This is a genomic window from Desulfovibrio sp. (assembly GCF_041907885.1).
Classification (GTDB): Bacteria; Desulfobacterota; Desulfovibrionia; order Desulfovibrionales; family Desulfovibrionaceae; genus Desulfovibrio.
Genome location: NZ_JAYRGM010000007.1, coordinates 17,017 through 33,117 on the forward strand (window position 1 = coordinate 17,017; position 16,101 = coordinate 33,117).

Consider the following 16,101-nt stretch of genomic DNA (forward strand, 5'->3'; position numbering starts at 1 on the left):
GGGGGCAAATTGGGCATAATCCAGCCCTGTAACCTTTCAGGCCTTTGCGGAGGCGCACATGCAGCCCGAGATTCTGCTTTTTGACATAGGCAATACATCCATCAAAATTGGGTTGGGCAACGAGCGGCATGTGCTGACCTCGTACACCCTGCGCACCGATACCGCCCAAACGGCGGACAATTTTGGCCTTACCCTGCTCACCCTGATGCAGCATGCGGGCGTCAGCGCCTCTCAGCTCAAGGCCTGCGTTGCCTCGTCTGTGGCGCCGGGCTTTGACCCGCTTTTGCGCGAGGCTGTGGCCCGATACGTGGGCTGCCCCTTGCAGCGCGTGGGCAAGGAACTGCCCGTACCGCTTGAAAACCGGTACGAACGCCCCGCAGAAGTGGGCGCAGACCGGCTTGTTGGCGCGTATGCGGCCCGCCGTATGTATCCTGAAATTCCCTCCCTGCTGGTGGTCGATTTTGGCACAGCCGTAACCATCGACTGCGTTGGGGGCGATGCCTACATGGGCGGCCTCATCTTTCCCGGCCCGCGCACGGCCCTTACGGCCCTTTCGCGCGAAGCCGCCAAGCTGCCCCGCGTCAACCTTGACGTGCGCGCCGACGAGCCCACACCGGGGCGCAATACCACCACCAGCATCCAGCACGGTCTGGTTTTTGGTTTCGCCTGTATGGTCGAGGGCCTTACCCAGCGGCTCAAAAGGCAGATGTCCGGCCCGGTAAAGGTGCTGGGCACGGGCGGTTTTGCCGCTTCCATTGCCAGGGTGAGCACGGTTTTTGATCAGGTGTTGCCCATGCTGCTGCTTGATGGCCTGCGCAGGCTGCACTATGAAGACCGAGGCGCAGTCGAATAACACCCGGCTGTCTCTGGCGTTCAGGCGCACAGCTTTTCAGGATTACCGTTTCAGACCCATGTGCATGCACGGGCGTGCTTTTTTTCTGATCGCCATTATCCGCCGTCGGCCTTTTGCGCCGTGGTACGTATTTCGTAAACAAGCCCGCCAGGGCAAAAGGAGTAGACAATGAGCAGCATTGCTTCTGTTTATGGCCGTGAGATTCTCGATTCGCGCGGCAACCCCACTGTTGAAGTGGAAGTGACGCTGGAATCCGGTATCAGCGCCCGTGCGGCCGTGCCTTCGGGAGCCTCCACGGGTAGCCGCGAAGCCCTGGAAATGCGCGATGGCGATAAAAGCCGTTTTGGCGGCAAGGGCGTGACCAAGGCTGTTGACAACGTCAACGGCGAAATCGCCGAAGCCATTGTTGGTATGGACGTGCTGCGCCAGGTGCAGATCGACAATACGCTCATCGACCTCGACGGCACGGACAACAAGGCCCGCCTTGGCGCCAATGCCATGTTGGGCGTTTCCATGGCCTGCGCACGCGTGGCCTCTGAATTTCTGGGTCTGCCGCTCTACAAGTATCTTGGCGGCATCAACGCCAAGGTGATGCCCGTGCCCATGATGAATATCATCAACGGCGGCGCGCACGCTCCCAACAACCTGGATATTCAGGAATTCATGATCATGCCCGTTGGGGCCATGACCTTCCGCGATTCGCTGCGCATCGGCGCAGAAATTTTTCATACCCTTCAGGCCCTTCTGAAGAAGGACGGCCACGTGACCAGCGTGGGCGACGAGGGCGGCTTTGCCCCCAACCTCAAGAACCACGACGAAGCCTTTGGCTACATCATCAAGGCCATTGAAGAAGCGGGCTACAACCCCGGTTCGGAAGTGGCCCTGGCCATCGACGTTGCCGCCAGCGAATTTTTCAAGGACGGCAAGTACGTGCTGGGCGGCGAAGGCAAGAGCTTTAACAATGCAGAAATGAGCGACTGGCTGGGCGAATTCACCCAGAAGTACCCCCTCATTTCCATTGAAGACGGCATGGCCGAAAGCGACTGGGACGGCTGGGGCATGCTCTCTGCCGCCCTGGGCGACCACGTGCAGCTGGTGGGCGACGACGTGTTTGTGACCAACCCCGCCATTCTGGCCGAGGGCATTGATCAGGGCGTGGGCAACTCCATTCTCATCAAGCTCAACCAGATCGGTACGGTCACCGAGACCCTCGACACCATCGAAATGGCTAAAGAAGCCTCGTACAGCACTGTTGTTTCGCACCGTTCGGGCGAAACGGAAGACAGCTTTATCGCCGATCTCGCCGTGGGCGTGAACGCGGGCCAGATCAAGACCGGTTCGCTCTGCCGTTCCGAGCGCATGGCCAAGTACAACCAGCTGCTGCGCATCGAAGAAGAACTGGGCGACGACGCGGATTTCTTTGGCCCCATCATGGCCGAATACTATCTGCAACTCGAAGACGAAGACTAAATCCGCACACCCGCAGGCACGGCCATAACTGGCTGTGTTTGCGGGTTTTTTACCGCTGATCGCGTATGGACCTCCAACCCGCGTATAACCGCCAGTGGATGTGCGCGGGTTTACCAGCGACCGCCGCACCGGCCGGGAGCGGCGGTCGCCCTGTTTTGGGCGGCCATCATACTTTCGGAGTTCACCATGATTTTGATTGACGGCAAACAAACCGCCGCCGATATCCGCGCGGAACTCGGCGCGGAAGTGGCCGCCGCCACCGCCCAGGGGCATCGCGCACCGGGCCTTGCGGTTATTCTTGTGGGCGAAGACCCCGCTTCGCAGGTTTATGTGCGCAACAAGGAGCGCGCCTGCGCCGAGGCCGGTATTGTTTCCTTTCCCCACCATCTGCCTGCCACAACCACCCAGCAGGAACTGCACGACCTTATCGGCCAGTGCAACGCCAACCCCAATGTGGACGGCATCTTGTTGCAGCTGCCCTTGCCCAAGGGGCTGGACGCGCAGGAATGCCTGCTGGCCATTGATCCTGAAAAGGACGTGGACGGTTTCCACCCTGTGAACGTGGGGCGGCTTTCGCTGGGATTGCCGGGCTATGTTTCGTGTACGCCCGCTGGTGTCATGGAGCTGCTGCGCCGTTATGACCTGCCCACCAGCGGCAAAAAGGCCGTGGTTGTGGGGCGTTCCAACATTGTGGGCAAGCCCCTGGCCATGCTGCTGGCCCGTTCTGGCCGCTTTGCCGACGCCACGGTAACTGTATGCCATTCGCGCACGCCCGACCTTGCCGAGCAGTGCCGTCAGGCCGATTTTCTGTTTCTTGCCATGGGCAGACCGCGCTGTATCACGGGTGACATGGTGCGTGAGGGCGCGGTGGTCATTGACGTGGGTATCAACCGCACGCCCGAGGGCCTGTGCGGCGACGCCGATTTTGTCAGCGTAAGCCCCAAGGCCCACGCCATCACGCCGGTTCCCGGCGGTGTGGGGCCCATGACCATTGCCATGTTGCTGAGCAACACCGTGCAGTCATGGAACCAGCACAGGGCCAAGGCCTAGCAACCACAAGGGAGAACCCATGGAATTCAAAGAGGCTGTTACACTCTGCCTGACCAAAAAGTACTGCCGACTCAAGGGCAGGGCTTCGCGGTCGGAATTCTGGTGGTTCTGCCTGTTTACATTTATACTGAATCTTCTTGTGGCCCTGCTGGGTTCGCTTTTGCCCGCGCTGGGTTCCATTGTAAGCGCCGTGCAGGCCCTGTGGTTGTTGCTGCCCACTGTGGGCGTAACCACGCGCAGGCTGCACGACCGCAACATGTCGGGCTGGTGGCAGCTGCTGCCGCTGGCAGCGGCCCTGCCAGCCATTGCGGGGGCGGTGCTTGAATCCGATGGGCTGCTGATGCTGGCAGGCTGCACGGTGGCGCTGGCAAGCCTTGCGCTGTTGATCATTTACGCGCTCAGGGGCACTGCCGGGCCCAACCGTTTCGGGCCTGATCCTCTTGACGGGGCCGGGGTCTGAGGCGCAACATAAAAAATTCCACCGGCTTCCGGCGGAAACAGGCGAAAACCCGCGCCAGTGGCCCATTGCAGGCCATCTTGCCAGACGTTTGGCTATAGCGTATGGCCCGGTCATCATCTGCCATTATTGAGAGGGCAACTATGTATCGCAACGCGAAAAATGTCGGTTACTATATGATTGGTTCGGGTAGTATTACCCAGCTTGGTGATTTGCTTGGCGCGCGTCGCGCCGCGGTGAATGGCCCCGCCGTGTTTTTTGTGGACAAATTTTTTGAGGGCAAGGATCTGCTTGCCAAGCTGCCTGTGGAAAGCAAGGACATGGTGCTCTATGTGGACACCGTGGACGAACCCACCACCGACAGCGTGGACAGCTACACCGATCAGGTAAAGGCCTTTCTTGGCGGTGCTGCGCCCTGCGCCCTGCTGGCCTTTGGCGGCGGCTGCGTGCTTGATACCTGCAAGTGCGTGGGCAACCTGCTGAACAATCCCGGCAAGGCCGAAAACTATCAGGGCTGGGAACTGGTCAAGAACCCCGCGCCCTACAAGATCGCCGTTCCCACCCTTTCGGGCACGGGTTCCGAAACCTCGCGCACGGGCATCATCTGCAACGAGGCAAAGAACATCAAGCTGGGCATGAACAGCGACTACACCATGTTCGAGCAGGTGCTGCTTGATCCCGACCTCACCGCCAGCGTGCCCCGCAACCAGTATTTTTACACGGGTATCGACACCTACATGCACTGCTTTGAGAGCATCACCGGCTCTTACCGCAACGTGGTGGTCGATTCGCTGGCCGAAAAGGCCATTGACCTCAGCAAGCAGGTCTACCTTTCCAGCGACATGATGAGCGATGAAAACCGCGAAAAGCTCATGATCGCCTCCTTCCTGGGCGGCATGGCTGCCGGTTTTGTGGGTGTGGTACACCCCCTTTCGGCTGGCCTCAGCATGGTGCTGCACATGCACCACGGCATTGCCAACTGCTACGCCCTTACTGTGCTGGAAGACATCTACCCCGATGAATACAAAGACTTTATGGTCATGATGGAACGCCAGGGCATTGATCTGCCCAAGGGCATCTGCCAGGGCCTGACCGATGCGCAGTACGATGCCCTTTACGGTGCCAGCATTGTGCATGAGAAGCCGCTTTCCAACCGCCTTGGCCCGGATTTCAAAAAAATCCTCACCAAGGAAAACGTTATCGAGCGCTTCATGCGCATGTAACAGGCCGTTGCGCCCATTGCGCACGTGCCTTGCGTGATAACCGAATATTGTGCGCCGCCGGGTTTTCCGGCGGCGCATTTGCCACAAGGAGTCCGCATGGACATTAAGGTAAATTTCAGCGGCCGCGCCATCCGCTACACAGAAGAAGAAATTGCGGTGGTGGTTGAGGCCATGCGCAGCGCCGACCCCCTTACCCAGGGCGTTCACATGCGCGATTTTGAAAGCAAGTTTGCCGCCTACCAGGGCGTGGCCCAGGGCAGCTGCTTTGTGACCATGAACGGCGTTTCGGCGCTGGAGCTTTCTGCCCAGCTGTGCCGCTTCAAGCCGGGCGACGAAGTGGTCATGCCCTCGCATACCTTTACGGCCTCCGCGTACCCCTACGTCAAAAAGGGCGCCACCATGGCCTGGGCAGACGTGGATCTGCTGACCAGGGTCGTTACCGCCGAAAGCATCGAAAAGGCCATTACGCCCCGCACCAGGGCCGTTGTGGTGGTACACCTCTATGGCTATGTGGCCGACATGACCGCCATCGCCGCCCTGTGCAAAGAGCGCGGCCTGATTCTTATCGAAGACGCGGCCCAGGCCATCGGTTCTATTCACGATGGCAAAAGGGCTGGCAGCTTTGGCGACATGGCCATTTTTTCGTTCCATTCGCACAAGAACCTTACCACCCTTGGCGAAGGCGGCATGCTCTACGTGCGCGACCCCAAGCTGGCGGCTCTGGTTCCCACCCTGCGCCACAACGGGCACTGCGGTTTTGACTACGAGCGCCCCGACTACTGGAAGCCCGCCATGGGCAACGTTGATCTGCCCATGCTGGACGGCGAGCCCCTGCAACCCAACAACTACTGCCTGGGTGAAGTGGAATGCGCCCTTGGGGCCAAGCTGCTTGAGCGCATCGACAGCATCAATGACGAAAAGCGCGCCCGTGCCCTGCGCTTCATTGACGCTCTGGCCGACTTTCCCGAACTGGAATTTCACCGCGAGGATTCGCCCCGCCACAACTACCACCTGCTGGCCGCGCGCATGACCACGGGCGTGGAGGCGCGTGACCGCTTCATACGGGCCATGTTTAACGAAAAAGGCGTGAAGTGTGTGGTGCAGTACATTCCGCTGGACAGGTACGACTACTACCGCCGCCTGGGCATGGGCACGGCCAACTGCCCCAATGCCGATACCTTCTTTGACACCATGATCTCCTTCCCCTTCCAGCACTGGCTGACCGAGGAAGAATTCAACTACATGCTGGCCTCCACCCGCGAGGTTCTGGCCAGCCTGCGCTAGAGCATCTGTTGTCCGGGCCTGCCGGTACTGCCGGTACGGCCCGGGCCTTGCGCACCCTGCCCGATTCCTTTCCGCACAGCAGAGAACGAAACGTGAAAGAACGCTGCATCGTCATACCCGCCATCAAAAAGAACGCCGTTATTCCTGATCAGCTGGTAAAAAAACTGGCCGGGGTTACGCTTGTGGAAAGGGCCATCAACACCGCGCGCAGCGTGCTGCCCGGTGAGGATATCATGGTGCTGACCGACAGCCAGGAAATAGCGCTTATCTGCGAACGTGCGGGCGTGCGCCACCACTGGAACAAGGATCTGCGCTTCACAAGCCTTGATATTGTTACCGAAATGCGCGGCCTGCTGACCGAGCTTGCGCGCGAATACGAGCACTGCATGATTTTGCGTGCCTCGTGCCCGCTGCTGACCTGGGTGGATGTGGAAGACGCCTGGAAGCGCTTTCGCGATGCGCATGCCGACAGCCTTGTAACGGTCAAAAGCATGCGGCAGCGCATCTGGAACGTGCAGGGCGAGGGGCTGGAAAGCCTGCTGGACGAAGGCGCGGGAGAAGCCAGCGAAAAAATGCTGGTGGTCGAAAGCCGCGCCCTCATCATTCTGCGGCTTGCCCTGCTGGACAAGGCCAACGGCCATACGCTGGAGCGCGGCAAGGTTGTGCCCTACTTTCTCAACGACAGGGCCATTGAAATTCAGGGCTATCAGGACTGGTGGATCTGCGAGCACCTTTTGCAGCGGCGGCACGTGGTTTTTGTGGTGGCAGGCTGGCCCGCCATCGGCATGGGGCATGTTTTTCGCGCGCTCATGCTGGCCCACGAGATCACCAACCACAAGGTCAGCTTTGTGTGTACACGCGAAAGCGAGCTTGCGGTAGAAAGCATTGCCCGCAAGGATTACAAGATCGTGCGCCAGGGCAACGAGGATCTGGCAGACACCGTGCTGCGCCTGCGGCCCGATCTGGTGGTCAACGATATTCTCAACACCACCTCGGCCTACATGGCGCGCCTGACCACGGCGGGCGTGCGCTGCGTGAATTTTGAGGACGAAGGCCCCGGCGCCGACTGGGCGCGGCTGGTGGTCAACGCCCTGTACGAAGACAGGGACAGCAACGAACGCCTGTGTTACGGGCCGGATTATTTTTGCCTGCGCGACGAATTTTTGGGCGCGGCCCGCAATCCTTTTCGGCCAGAAATCAAGACAGTGCTTATCACCTTTGGCGGCACAGACCTCAACGACTGCTCGCGCCGGGTGCTCGACATCATCGAGCCCATCTGCCGTGCCTACGGCATTGCCATACGCCTTGTGGCCGGGCCGGGCTATGCCCACAAGGACGCCATGGAAGCGCACCTCGCCAGGCTTAACAACCCGCTTGTGGAATTCACCTGGGCCACCAACGTCATGAGCCGCATGATGGAAGGGGCCGACCTTGCCATCTGCTCCGCTGGCCGCACGGTGTACGAGCTGGCCCACATGCGTATTCCTTCGCTGGTGCTGGCCCACCACGAGCGCGAGGCGCGCCATACCTTTGCCCGCCCCCGCAACGGCTTTGCCTTTGTGGGCATCATGGACAGGGTAAGCGACGCAAAAATCCGCAACGTCTTTCTGGCCATGCTCAAAAATCCCCGGCGGCAGCGCTTCTGGGACAGGCAAAACGCCCTTAATTTTACGGCCAACAAGGCGCGTGTGGTGGGCCTGATGCAGAATATCCTACAAGAAGGCGCAACCGGCCCGCAGGCAGAATCTGCCGCGCCGTAACAGTTATACGCTCAACAGTCAGAAAGGATCGCCCATGCGCAAGACCGGCAAGGTTATAGCCATCATTCAGGCCCGCCTCGGCTCCACGCGGCTTCCCATGAAATCTCTGCTCTGCCTGCGCGACGTGCCCGTTATCGACTGGGTGACGCGGCGGCTTGGGCAGGCGGCAAAGCTCGACGGCATAATGGTGGCCGTGCCCGATACCCCGCTAGACCGCGCCCTGCTCGACCATCTGCAAAGGCACGGCATCCCCTGCGTGGCAGGGTCTGAAAACGACGTGCTGGCGCGGTTTTGCCTGGCGGCCCGCAAGGCCGACGCCGGGCGGGTGGTGCGCGTGTGCGCCGACAACCCGCTTATCTGGGGCGGGGCCGTTGACCGGCTGGTGGATTTTTACGATCAGGGCAACTGGGACTACGCCTACAACCACATCCCGCGCAACAATCTGTGGCCCGACGGCCTGGGCGCAGAGATACTTTCGCGCGATCTGCTGGAAGAGCTGGACGTCAAGGCCACGCAGACCTCACAGCGCGAGCACTGCCTCAACTACATCTGGGACAATGCCGCCAGCTTCAGGATTGGCACGTTTGATCCGGAGGAAGACTGGCTGCGCCGTCCCGACCTCAAGCTTGACATGGACAAGCCCGACGAGTTTTGCCGTCTGGCGCTCAAGCCCATCACGCCCGAAATGGACGCCAGGGATATAGTGCGGGTGTTTGGCTAGCAAAATCCTGACATACAGCCTTTAGCCCCCCATGTTTTTTTGCCCGCTATGCGGGCAAGGAGCGACGTGGGGGGCTTTTGCATGCCCTTGTTACAGATAGGGCGAAAAAATCCAGCAGGCGGCGTTACGCAGCTTTATGGGCAGGGGCAGGGCGGCCAGTTCGGCGGCGGTGATTTCCTTGCCTGTAATGATGGCCCGGTCGATGTGGGCGGTGATCTGGTCGTGTACGTCGGGGTTGAACACTTCCATGTTCAGCTCAAAATTCAGGCGCAGGCTGCGGGCGTCCAGATTGGCAGAGCCTATCTGGCAATAGTAGCCGTCCACGGCAAGCAGCTTGGTGTGGGCAAAGGGCGGCTGCTGATACCAAACCCGCACGCCCGATTGCAGCAGGGTGGGCAAGAGGCGGTATTGCGCCCAGTGAACATAGAAGAGATTGTTTTTTGCGGGCAGCACAATGCGCACATCCACCCCGCGCTGACCAGCCGAACGCAGGGCAGAAACCAGCCCGTGCGAGGGCAGGAAGTAGGGCGTCATGATGCGCACCGAGCGCCGGGCCGCGTTGATGACAGCGCAGTAAATGTCGTTGAGAATGTCGGCCTCTGAGCCGGGGCCGTCCATGATGATGCGGCAGCGGCTGTCGCCGCGCGGCAGGGTGGTTGTGGGCGGCAGGGGCGTGTAGCTGTTGGTGCAGAAACCCCAGTTGAGCAAAAAGGCCCGCCGCAGCTGGTCCACAATGGGGCCTTCACATTTGAAATGCACGTCCTGCACGTACTTTGTCTTGCCGGCGCTCAGGTTGTCGTCGGCAATGTTCATGCCGCCGGTAAAGGCCACGCTGTCGCACACAAGCATTTTACGGTGGTTGCGCAGGTTGATGCTGAAATTGGGCGGAAACAGGCGCGGCGGCATGAACTGGGCCACCTGTACACCGCGTTTGGCAAGCTTTTTCCAGGGCTTGCGGAATGAATAAAGCACACCTATGCCGTCAACCAGCAGGCGCACGTCCACACCGCGCCCTGCGGCACGGGCCATGGCCTCGCCAAAGGCCGTGGCCACCTGGCCCGCATTGAATATGTAGGTGCAGAGAAAAACATGGTCCCTGGCCCTGTCGATGGCCTCGATCATGGCCGGATAGGCCTCATCACCGTTGCGCAGGGGTGTGATGCTGTTGCCGCTGCTCAGGTGCTGTTCGGTGAGCACCCGCCCGATGTGCTCCATGCGGGCGATGCTGTCGGGGATATTTTCTGGCGGGATTTTTGAAAAGGGCGGATGCGCGTAATCGGGCTCCAGGGGCTGCTGCCGCCGCATGATGCGGCTGGCCCGGCTTTCGGCCCTGCTGATGCCAAAACAGGCGTACAGAATGGGGCCTACAACCGGCAGAAACAGGGCCGTAACCGTCCAGCCCAGGGCCGCACGCGGGTCGTGCTTGGTCAGCAGGGCGTGGCATACGGCAATCCACGAAAACACATGGGCGATCAAGCCCGCAATTTCAATAAAAAGCAGCATTTCTGCCCCACAGTGTATGTGCGTCAGCAGTGGGAGCGCGCTGTTAGATGCGCGCCCCCGGTGATTCCCAATGGAGGCTTTGCCATCCTGTGTTGCATCATGCTGCCCACTGCCGCCTATTACTGCCGCCAGCTAGTGCCGCCAGCTGTGTCGCCAGCTGTGTCGCCAGCTAGTGTCGTATGACGAGCAGGGCAGTATCTGTATTGCGCAGCACGCGCTCGGTCACAGACCCAAGCAGCATATCCTGCAAGCCATCGCGGCCATCGGTGTACATGATGATGAGGTCGGCGTTTTCCTCGTGGGCCACACGTATGATGGTTTCGGCTGTGGTTCCCTCGTCCACGCGGCAACGAACGTGCTCGCCCGCCATGCTGAAATCGGCCATAACCGTGTTGAGCAGGGTTTGCCCCTTGGCCTTCTGTTCTGCCAGCAGCTCGGCATGGGCCTCGCCGCCCACGATCTGGGGCAGAGGTTCAAAAACGTGCAGGAGCACAATATCTCCGTTGGCAAGGTTGCGGGCGTGGGCCAGGGCTGCCTTGGCGCGTATCAGGCCGTTTTTGCCGCTTACGGGGATGAGAACTGTCTTGTACATGGTGTCCCTTGGGTCAGTGGTTGCGTGCCGTCCGCCGCCCGCCGTGTGGCGTGTGGCGTCAGCGGCGTGGCGTAAGGCCGATGCGGTTGCGTTCAACTGCCACGGCCAGCTCTGGCAAAAGATCGCGCAGGGCATTCATGTCGTTGGCTTTTGCAGCCCGTTCAACACAGCGGGCCATGCGGGCCAGCACGCGGAAGCCAAAGGCATCCGACTCTGTGGCAATGCGGTTGGCCGCTTCGCCCACCACCCCGCAACGGCGGTTTTTAAAGCCCTGCTGGGCATCGTCCATGGCCGCGTCGAGCCGTGCCACGAGCTGAGGAATGGTCTGGTCGGTTTCGCGCGGAGCATTTGGGGGCACAATGGCCGCAGAAGGCGCGGAAACGGGTGTGGCGGACTGGGGGGTTCCGGCAGCACGTTTGTCTTCCACAGGTGCGGCAGAAGCCGTTTCTGGCGTATACGGCGACGTGGTGGCGGCCTCGGCCTGCTGTGTCGGTGCGTTGTGATCCTGGTGACGCAGGGCATCAGCAGCACCAGCAATGAAGTTCATGATGGAATTGCCCTTGCTGCCGGGCTTGAGGGCCGTGGCTGCACGGCGGGGTTCTGCGGCGGCGGGGGCAGATTCTGGCGTAGTTTCAGGTGCGGATGCCGGTGACGCTGTGGGCACGCTCTCCTGCGGCATGGCGGCGAGGTCTGCCATCAGGTCTGGTTTGCCGCTACCGGCGGATTCCTTGGCTGTGTCAACGGGCCGGTCACCGGCGCTGCCCAGAAGCTTGAGAATAAGCCTGCCCGTGGCGGTGCGGGGCATTTCTACCGCACGGCTGCGGCGGTTGTCTGCCTGAGCATCGGAAGCGGGGGATTCTGCCAGCTGCTGGGGTGCAACGGCTTCTTCCTGTTTGGCAGGCTTTGCCATGGGCATGGGTTCGCCCACCCATTCACCGGGGTGCGCAAGGCTTGGGCCGACATAGGATTTTTTCTCCTGCCGGGCAGAAACGGCGGCAGAAACGGCGGCAGAAGCGGCGGCAGATGCGGAAGCCGGGGTTGGCGCAGGGGCCTGGGCCTGTTCTGGCGCGGCCATGCGCGCGGTTGGCACGGGCGTGCCCATGGGCATGGGTTCACCCACCCATTCTTCGTGCAGGCTGTAGTTGTCCCACGCGCCCCTGCCTGCGGGGGCAGGAACGTCAAAACCACTGCCGCCAGCGCTTTCCGCCGGGGTGTCAGCTACACTGGATGCAGCATTGACTGGCGAAAGCGTGGCTTCTCCAACCCTGTCACTCATGGACCTGAGCGGGGCCATGGCCTCGTCTGCCTGAACTTCTTGCGCCAGGGCATCTGGGGCAGTCGGGAGGTCAACAGGGTCGCTGGCAGGGTCGCCAGCTGGTTCGTCAGCTGATGCCCCAACGGCTTCACCGACGGGGGATTCAACCGGAAGCGAGGCTTCTATAAATTCCGCAGGGGTCACACTGCGGGTGTCAGCCGGGGCAGGCGCTTGCTGTTGCGCGGGTTCAGGCCACAGGAGCGGCTCAAACTCGGGGGTCACAGAAGCAGCCTGGGCGGCAAGGGGGGCGGCCTGCGCTTCAGCCTGCGTTACCTCAGCCTGCGTTACCTCGGCCTGTGCAACTTCTGCCTTTTCTTCAACAGCCTGCTTTGTGAGGTCAGAAATCTGTGGCTCACTGTTTCCGGCTTCAGGCTGTTCCACTGCCGTGGCGGAGGTCGCAGCCGTGGCAGCAGCTGTTACGGCGCTTTCTGCGGCGGTGCTGGCAGAGCCGAGATCAGAGGAGTCGGCAACTGCTTCATCTGCGGTCCAGTGGGGGCCTTCAAGCCCCGCCGAAGCCATGAATTCATCGGCCAGAGATGCCTTTGCAAGGGACGAGGCCGGTGCATCCCCGGTCGGGAACTCTGCTGGCAATACATCGGGCAAAACTTCTGCCAGGGATTCTGCCGCCGCTGCGGGTTGCGCTTCGGGCGAGGTTTGCGGCAAATCTTCAGCCACATCTTCTGGCAGAAGTGCAGATTGAACTTCGGGCAGGGAATCTGCCAGCGTATCCAGCGCAGCGTCGGCCGGAGCCGCCGATGTATCAGCCAGGGATTGCAGATCGGGCAGCGCGTCGTCGGCTTCCGTTGGCGGCGTGCTGGGGGCAGATATGGGCAATTCTGCTGCCGGTTCTGCCATGGAAGGAAGCAGCTGGTCGGCGGAGCTGTCGCTGTTTTCTTCGGGCAGAAGATCAGTGAGTTCGATGGGGGCCTGGTCATCGGCCTGCTGAGGCGCATCGCCCATGAGCGGCAACAGCATGCCTTGCTGACTGTGGGTGTCCATGGTCACGTGTGGCATGACCGGCTGCGTCTGCGCGCCGAATGAAAGCGGTTCTTCGTGGGGCAGATCCTGCCGGGGCATATCTGGCAGCAGTGCCGCCTCGGTGGGCGTAGCCTGCCCGAAAAGGTCGGGCAGAACATCTGACATGTTCGGTGCTTGCGCTGGCGCATCCATGCGCAGCGGTGCGGAATCTGCCGTTTCTGGCTGACCAGCATCGGGGGCGGAGGCGAGAGAAAGTTCTATGGGCTGCTGCGCCTGCATGGAGGCTACTGCGGCTGAACTCACTGCGGCAGCGGCAAGTGCCATTTCTGCCATATCGGGCTCTTCAGGCGTAGCGGGTGCTGGCTGTGCGCCCTCTGCAAAGCCGCCTTCCACCAGCACTTCGTTGATGGTGGCGGCAAAGGCTTCGGCATCCACCGGGTCGAGCAGCGCATGGGTATAGCCTGTTTCCGCCAGAGCGTCCCAATGTTTGTCGTCCTTGGTGATGGCCAGAGCCTTGAAAACGGGCAGGCCCGATTCCAGCGCTTCGGCCTCAAAGCGGCCAAGGGCATCGGCTTCGGCCGGGCCATGGTGAGGAAACTGCACCACCAGCATGATGGCGGGGGCCTCGCGGTTGCATTGCAGGGCTTCGCGCATGCTGCGCGACTCTGTGCTCTTGCAGCCACGGTTGGTGATCATGTGGGCAAGAGCCTGACGTGCAACGGCACTTTCGGCCACCACCGCCATGTGCGGGCCACGCGCCTGCGCAGCGGACTTGTCAGTTTCGGATGCGTTTTCAAGCGGTTTGAGGCGCAGGGTAAAGGCTATGGATGTACCCTGCGGCCCGCATTCCACGTTGAGGTAGCCGTTGTTGGAGCCAGCCAGCTCCCATGCACGGGTGAGGGCCAGCGTAGACCTGTCGCGCGGGGGAATGCCCGCGCCCGTATCGGTTACGGTAAACAGCAGATGCCCAGGATCGGCGGTTTCCGGCACGCGGCGCACCGAAAGGTGTACCGCGCCCCGCGAGGTGGCGCGAACAGCACTTTCGAGCAGCAGGCTCAGGGTATCGCGCAGGGCGCTGGCCTGTCCCTCATACATATGTCCAAGCAATGGAGGCATATACCACGCAAGGCCAATGCCCGCATTTTCTGCCGCAGTGGTCACGGCATCGTGGGCCTCACGCACAAGGTGTTGCAGATTGAAGGCAGCGCGCTGTTCGCCAATGCCGCTCTGACCCTGCGATTCGCCGGGGTTGTCGAGAATTCTGGCAAGGTCGCCAGCCGCGTTGATCATGTTTTCTGCATACTGGCGTACCGCTGGCGGCAGCGAACAATGGCCAAGGGCCGCGCCCTCGCGCATGAGGCGGTCGAGCGGCGGGCGCAGCAGATTTTCCCACATGCCGGGGCTCACGCTTGAGGGCGTTGTTTGTCTTGGCGCGCGCGCGGCAACAGGCGCTGGGTCGGCATTGTCTGAAATATCCACGGGCAGGGCAGAAAAATCTGCGGCAGTCTTGCCCGCCGCAGAGGGCGGCAACAGGCGAAGGTTGGGGTCGTCCAGCGGGGCATCCAGACTGATGGGGGCATCACTCATGCCAGAACTCACCAGAGCGGCATCAAGTCCGGCAATGCTCCTTTTGGCGGCTGCGGATTCGCGTTTTTTCCCCTTGGTGGGCTCTGGCCTGTCGTTGTCAGCCCCGGCATCGCTGTTCTGGACTGCATCGCGCGGCAGGCCGGTTCCGGCAATAAGCAGGGCGCTCAGGGCCGTGCCCCACAGGGGGGCAGAGGCCAGCAGATTTGCCGCGTAGCCATAATCAAGGCCCATGATGCCCGCCGCCACAAACAGGGGCGGTACAAGGCAGCCCAGCAAAAACCGGCGGGCGCCGCCAAGCCCCATGATGGAGCCGCCCAGGGCGCTCAGGGTAAAGATAAGTGTGCAGGCAGGCCAGAGGGAAAGAAAGCGAATGCTCCAGCCAAAGCCAGGCAAAAGCGGCAGCAGGGCCAGGGCTGCGCCGGGCAGGGAAAGCAGCACAAACTGCGCGTCAAGCAGAGGTGAACGGCCACGGGTGCGCATGAGGTGGCGCCCCACATGTGGCAGCAGCATGAGGGCCAGACCGGGCGCAAGTACGGCCACAGCCTGATTGAGGGTTATGTGCCCCGTGCCATAGGCGGGCATGCCAAGGGCCCCCTGTAGCAGGGCCACGCCCACATACAGGGCTGTCCACACGCGCCACTGGCCTCTTTCGGAGAGGCCGCGCAAAAGGCAGAGCAGCATGACAACGCCAAGAGCCAGCAGGGCCGCAGTGCCAGAAAGGCTGCCCCAGTTGGTGGCAGCGTCCTGCGGGGTGCGCAGGGTGGGCGAAAACCAGATACCCGGCAGACCGTCAAGGCGTATGTAGCAGGTAATGGCCTCTGCCCCCGGTTCGGGTAACAGCAGCACATTGCGGTGGGTGGGCAGAATCTCCCGCCACTCGATGCTGTCGGCAATAGGGCTGAGAGCTGGCTGGTACAGCACGGGATCGGCGGGAACATCCGGCCCCATGTCCAGCAGCAGGGCCTGCGAACGGCCCCCGGCGGGCAGCGGGGCAAGTGTAAAGCGCAGCCACATTACCCCGGCAAGGCGGGGCAGGGCTTTTACGTTGAGCGGCTTGAACATCTGGCTGTTGGAGGGGGCCGCAGCCTCCTCCACATCCATGGTTCCAGTGGCATCAATAAAGTATTGAAGGTCAGGCAGCAGCGACACGCTGGGGGCGCGCAGCACAGGCGGAATCATGCCACTGTGCGCTGTGGAAGGTGCGCCGAAACTTGCGCAGAAAATGCACAAAAACAGAGCGCACACGCGCAGCACGGCACGCGAAATGCCGGAGAAAAAGACAATCATGGTTGTTCCGCCTGTAAGTTC

The 16,101-nt window shown here is 61.4% G+C and carries 11 protein-coding genes; 8 read left to right on the forward strand and 3 right to left on the reverse strand.

Going from position 1 to position 16,101, the window contains the following annotated elements:
• The first annotated feature begins 58 nt into the window (after positions 1 to 58).
• From ACE3NW_RS05740 to ACE3NW_RS05775, 8 genes are all read left to right on the forward strand, one after another.
• Positions 59 to 853 carry a type III pantothenate kinase gene (locus ACE3NW_RS05740; RefSeq protein ID WP_374281307.1) on the forward strand — a complete coding sequence of 265 codons (795 nt, stop codon included), beginning with the start codon at positions 59 to 61 and terminating at the stop codon, positions 851 to 853.
• A gap of 168 nt (positions 854 to 1,021) precedes the next feature.
• Positions 1,022 to 2,323, forward strand: a complete 1,302-nt coding sequence (eno, locus tag ACE3NW_RS05745) for a phosphopyruvate hydratase (RefSeq protein WP_374281309.1) — start codon at positions 1,022 to 1,024, stop codon at positions 2,321 to 2,323.
• A 186-nt stretch (positions 2,324 to 2,509) separates the two neighbouring features.
• Complete coding sequence (gene folD / locus ACE3NW_RS05750; protein ID WP_374281311.1) at positions 2,510 to 3,373, forward strand: bifunctional methylenetetrahydrofolate dehydrogenase/methenyltetrahydrofolate cyclohydrolase FolD; 864 nt, start codon at positions 2,510 to 2,512, stop codon at positions 3,371 to 3,373.
• A 19-nt stretch (positions 3,374 to 3,392) separates the two neighbouring features.
• The gene (locus tag ACE3NW_RS05755; protein WP_374281313.1) at positions 3,393 to 3,833 is read left to right on the forward strand and encodes a DUF805 domain-containing protein; all 441 of its coding nucleotides are present in this window, start codon (positions 3,393 to 3,395) and stop codon (positions 3,831 to 3,833) included.
• 140 nt (positions 3,834 to 3,973) lie between these two features.
• On the forward strand, positions 3,974 to 5,053 hold the full coding sequence (locus tag ACE3NW_RS05760; protein WP_374281315.1) for an iron-containing alcohol dehydrogenase family protein: 1,080 nt from the start codon (positions 3,974 to 3,976) through the stop codon (positions 5,051 to 5,053).
• 96 nt (positions 5,054 to 5,149) lie between these two features.
• The gene (locus tag ACE3NW_RS05765; protein WP_374281317.1) at positions 5,150 to 6,337 is read left to right on the forward strand and encodes a DegT/DnrJ/EryC1/StrS family aminotransferase; all 1,188 of its coding nucleotides are present in this window, start codon (positions 5,150 to 5,152) and stop codon (positions 6,335 to 6,337) included.
• A 92-nt stretch (positions 6,338 to 6,429) separates the two neighbouring features.
• Positions 6,430 to 8,097 carry a cytidine 5'-phosphate N-acetylneuraminic acid synthetase gene (locus tag ACE3NW_RS05770; RefSeq protein ID WP_374281319.1) on the forward strand — a complete coding sequence of 556 codons (1,668 nt, stop codon included), beginning with the start codon at positions 6,430 to 6,432 and terminating at the stop codon, positions 8,095 to 8,097.
• A 34-nt stretch (positions 8,098 to 8,131) separates the two neighbouring features.
• On the forward strand, positions 8,132 to 8,818 hold the full coding sequence (locus tag ACE3NW_RS05775) for a cytidylyltransferase domain-containing protein (RefSeq protein WP_374281321.1): 687 nt from the start codon (positions 8,132 to 8,134) through the stop codon (positions 8,816 to 8,818).
• Positions 8,819 to 8,908: 90 nt separating this feature from the next.
• Here the strand turns inward: ACE3NW_RS05775 and ACE3NW_RS05780 are convergent, their stop codons facing one another.
• The 3 genes from ACE3NW_RS05780 to ACE3NW_RS05790 form a co-directional block, all read right to left on the reverse strand.
• Positions 8,909 to 10,321 carry a phospholipase D-like domain-containing protein gene (locus ACE3NW_RS05780; RefSeq protein WP_374281323.1) on the reverse strand — a complete coding sequence of 471 codons (1,413 nt, stop codon included), beginning with the start codon at positions 10,319 to 10,321 and terminating at the stop codon, positions 8,909 to 8,911.
• Positions 10,322 to 10,490: 169 nt separating this feature from the next.
• On the reverse strand, positions 10,491 to 10,913 hold the full coding sequence (locus ACE3NW_RS05785; protein ID WP_374281325.1) for a universal stress protein: 423 nt from the start codon (positions 10,911 to 10,913) through the stop codon (positions 10,491 to 10,493).
• A 58-nt stretch (positions 10,914 to 10,971) separates the two neighbouring features.
• Positions 10,972 to 16,080, reverse strand: coding sequence for a response regulator (locus ACE3NW_RS05790; RefSeq protein ID WP_374281327.1), 5,109 nt, complete (start codon positions 16,078 to 16,080; stop codon positions 10,972 to 10,974).
• Positions 16,081 to 16,101 lie beyond the last annotated feature (21 nt).